Source organism: Variovorax jilinensis (genome assembly GCF_030316885.1).
In the GTDB taxonomy this organism is placed as follows: Bacteria; Pseudomonadota; Gammaproteobacteria; order Burkholderiales; family Burkholderiaceae_C; genus Variovorax; species Variovorax jilinensis.
Genome location: NZ_JASZYQ010000017.1, coordinates 1 through 2624, shown reverse-complemented (window position 1 = coordinate 2624; position 2624 = coordinate 1). Strand labels below are relative to the sequence as shown.

General features: G+C 63.8%; 4 protein-coding genes. 1 reads left to right on the top strand and 3 read right to left on the bottom strand.

Going from position 1 to position 2624, the window contains the following annotated elements; all coding sequences use genetic code 11:
* From QTH87_RS26140 to QTH87_RS26130, 3 genes are all read right to left on the bottom strand, one after another.
* Positions 1 to 183, bottom strand: a 183-nt coding sequence (locus tag QTH87_RS26140) for a Rieske (2Fe-2S) protein (RefSeq protein ID WP_286613350.1), incomplete at its 3' end; no start/stop codon positions are given.
* A gap of 54 nt (positions 184 to 237) precedes the next feature.
* Positions 238 to 1293 (bottom strand): beta-keto acid cleavage family enzyme, encoded by a 1056-nt coding sequence (locus tag QTH87_RS26135; protein WP_286613349.1) that lies wholly within the window; start codon positions 1291 to 1293, stop codon positions 238 to 240.
* A 43-nt stretch (positions 1294 to 1336) separates the two neighbouring features.
* Positions 1337 to 1717 (bottom strand): carboxymuconolactone decarboxylase family protein, encoded by a 381-nt coding sequence (locus QTH87_RS26130; RefSeq protein ID WP_286613348.1) that lies wholly within the window; start codon positions 1715 to 1717, stop codon positions 1337 to 1339.
* Between the two features lie 143 nt (positions 1718 to 1860).
* Between QTH87_RS26130 and QTH87_RS26125 the strand changes: the two genes are divergently transcribed.
* The coding region (locus tag QTH87_RS26125; protein ID WP_286613347.1) for an AraC family transcriptional regulator at positions 1861 to 2624 on the top strand (764 nt) is incomplete at its 3' end.

Here is a 2624-nt window from a genome sequence, read left to right as displayed (position 1 = left end):
GTCGAGGGCACCTCTGGCAAGCGAAGCACCGGCGTGCGGGCAGCTGTCGGCGACCGCGTGCACGGCGTCATCGATGCGAAACAGCGCGATCTCGTGCCCATCGCGGCGCACAAAGCCGCGGCCGTGTGCCGTCAGTTCGTGCTCTCCGAGCACGTCGGTCCACCGCGGTGCCGCGGGATTCAAGTGGGCGGGGATTGACACGCGGTGGCTCCAAGGTCGGCGTCCAGTTGGCGCGACTCAGGCAGCGACACGCATCGGCACGCCGCGCTGGCCCTGCGTCCGGTTGGGCGCAAACCCGATGCGCGCCAGCGTCTCTTCGGTGCTTCGATAGGTCTCGCCGATGCGGTAGATGCTGCGCGCCTCGTCGCCGCTCGCGATGTCGCGGTTCAGCACCCGTGCAATCGCTACCATGGCCTCGATCTGCTGCACCGAGGTCATGCGCTCACCGGTGGGTCCGAACAGCGTGTCCTCGATGCCCACGCGCACATGCATGCCCATCGCGATGGCCATCGTGTTCAGCGGGATCACGTTTCGGTTGAGGGTCTCGATGGTCAGCGTCGCACCATCGGGCGTGCGGCGCACGAACTCCATCATGTCGCCCGGGTTGACACCGGCCGCACCGCCGCCAATCGCCACATAGTTCAGGATCAGCGGGCCCATGTACACCCCGCGACGAATGAGGCGCTCCACCGTCTCCAGTTGGCTCAGATGGGCGAGCATGAAATGCGGCTGAATGCCATTGGCCACCAGGCGTCGCAGGTGCTCCTCGTGCCAGGAGGGGTTGGAAGGCACGATCATGTCCCGGTAAGCCGCTTGAAGGGCCGGGTTGGCGAGCGACGTGCCCGCCACGTCAGCGGCGGTCATGAGCTCCATCACATTCATCTGGTTAGTGTTGATCGCGATCGTCACCTGGTCGGGCCGCGGGTTCAGGTCGGCCAGCATGTGGCGCGTGTCGTCCGTCATCCACTTGGCCGCCTGGCCGTCGTCCTCGGGGGCGAAGGAGATCGAGCCGCCCACTTGCAGGATCATCTTGGGCACCGCCTCGCGCAGGCGCGCCAGCATCTCGTTGAACTTGGACAGCCGCTTGCTGCCCTTGCCGTCTTCTTCACGCACGTGCACATGCAGCACCGTGGCGCCGGCGTTCCAGCAATCCACGGCCTTCTGGACCTGGGCGTCCATTGAGACGGCGATGTCGTCGGAGTCCTTGGCGTCCCACTGAGGACCGTAGGGTGCGACTTGGATGACCAGAGGTTGCTGGTTCTCGGGGAGGAGGGAGTCGTCGAGGAAATGCATGAGGTTGTCCTTCGTGGTTTGGAGAAAAGGGGGTTGCTGCCTGTCAGGCCGTGGGTGCGGAAGCCAGTTCGTCCAGCAGGATGGGCGCGGCGAGGCTCATGGTGTGGATGCCCAAGACGCTCACGCACTGCAGCACGGCGGAGATTTCTTCCTTCGTGGCGCCTAGGTCAAGCGCCTTGCGGATGTGCCGTCGCACGCCCGGGGCGTACATGTGGGTGCACGAGGCGTCGACGGCGATGGCAATGAATTCGATCGTCTTGGGATCGAGCACGCCGGAGAACATGGGCGTAAGGCCCATGACCATGAATTTCTCGGTCCAGTCGGGGTCGAGTTCAGCGAAGGGCTCCCAGTTGGGGTTCCAGTTGCCGCTCTTGCGCAGGCGGTCGCAAATAGGCGTCGAGGATGCAGTCTCGTATTGGTTCATCGGTCGGTTCTCCTGAGGTCGTCGCAGCTAGCAGCTCCTGATTTGGAGCACTGTCGGAAGACTTATTGTTCCGACCAAGGGAAGGAGCTGATTGACCGGCTGTGACATTGGTTTAACCTGACGTGACACATCGCGTTATCCCCATGTCCAACCTTGTTCGCAGTGCCAGCCTCACCAACTACCCCGAAGTGGCGCGTGCGGTCGGCCTCGATCCGCTACCCCTGCTGGCCAAGGTAGGACTGAATGCGGCGTGCTTGCACGACCGCGACATGCGCATCCCGAGTCGAGCGGTGCGGGACCTGCTGGAAGCATCGGCCAGTGCCAGCGGCGTGGACAACTTCGGCCTGCGCATGGCAGAGACGCGTGAGCTTTCCAACCTCGGTGCCGTGGCGCTGGTGGCTCGCGAGGAACCCACGGTGCGACGCGTCGTCAAGGCGATGATTCGTTACAGCCATGTGCTCAACGAATCATTGCTCGTGGCGCTCGAAGAGACCGATGGCATCGCGGTGATGCGGGAGCAATTTCTCGTGGGGCAGGCCGGCTCATCGCGTCAGGCGACGGAATTGCTGGTCGGGGTGACGTTCCGGAATATGAAGTTCTTCCTCGGCCCGGCATGGAACCCTTTGCAGGTCTGCTTCTCGCACGCACCGCCCCGCGATCCGAGCCTGCACTTCCGGCTTTTCGGCTACGGTGTCTACTTCGGGCAGGATTTCAACGGGATCGCTTGTACGAAGAGCGACCTGGATGCTCCCAACCCGATGGCCGATCCCGTGATGGCGCGCTACGCGCGCCAGGTTCTGGAGACTTCCGCCGGATCGACACGCATGAGTGCAACCGACAGCGTGCGCAACATCTTGCTGATGCTCTTGCCCTCGGGCCAAGGCTCGATCGAGCAGGTCGCACAGCA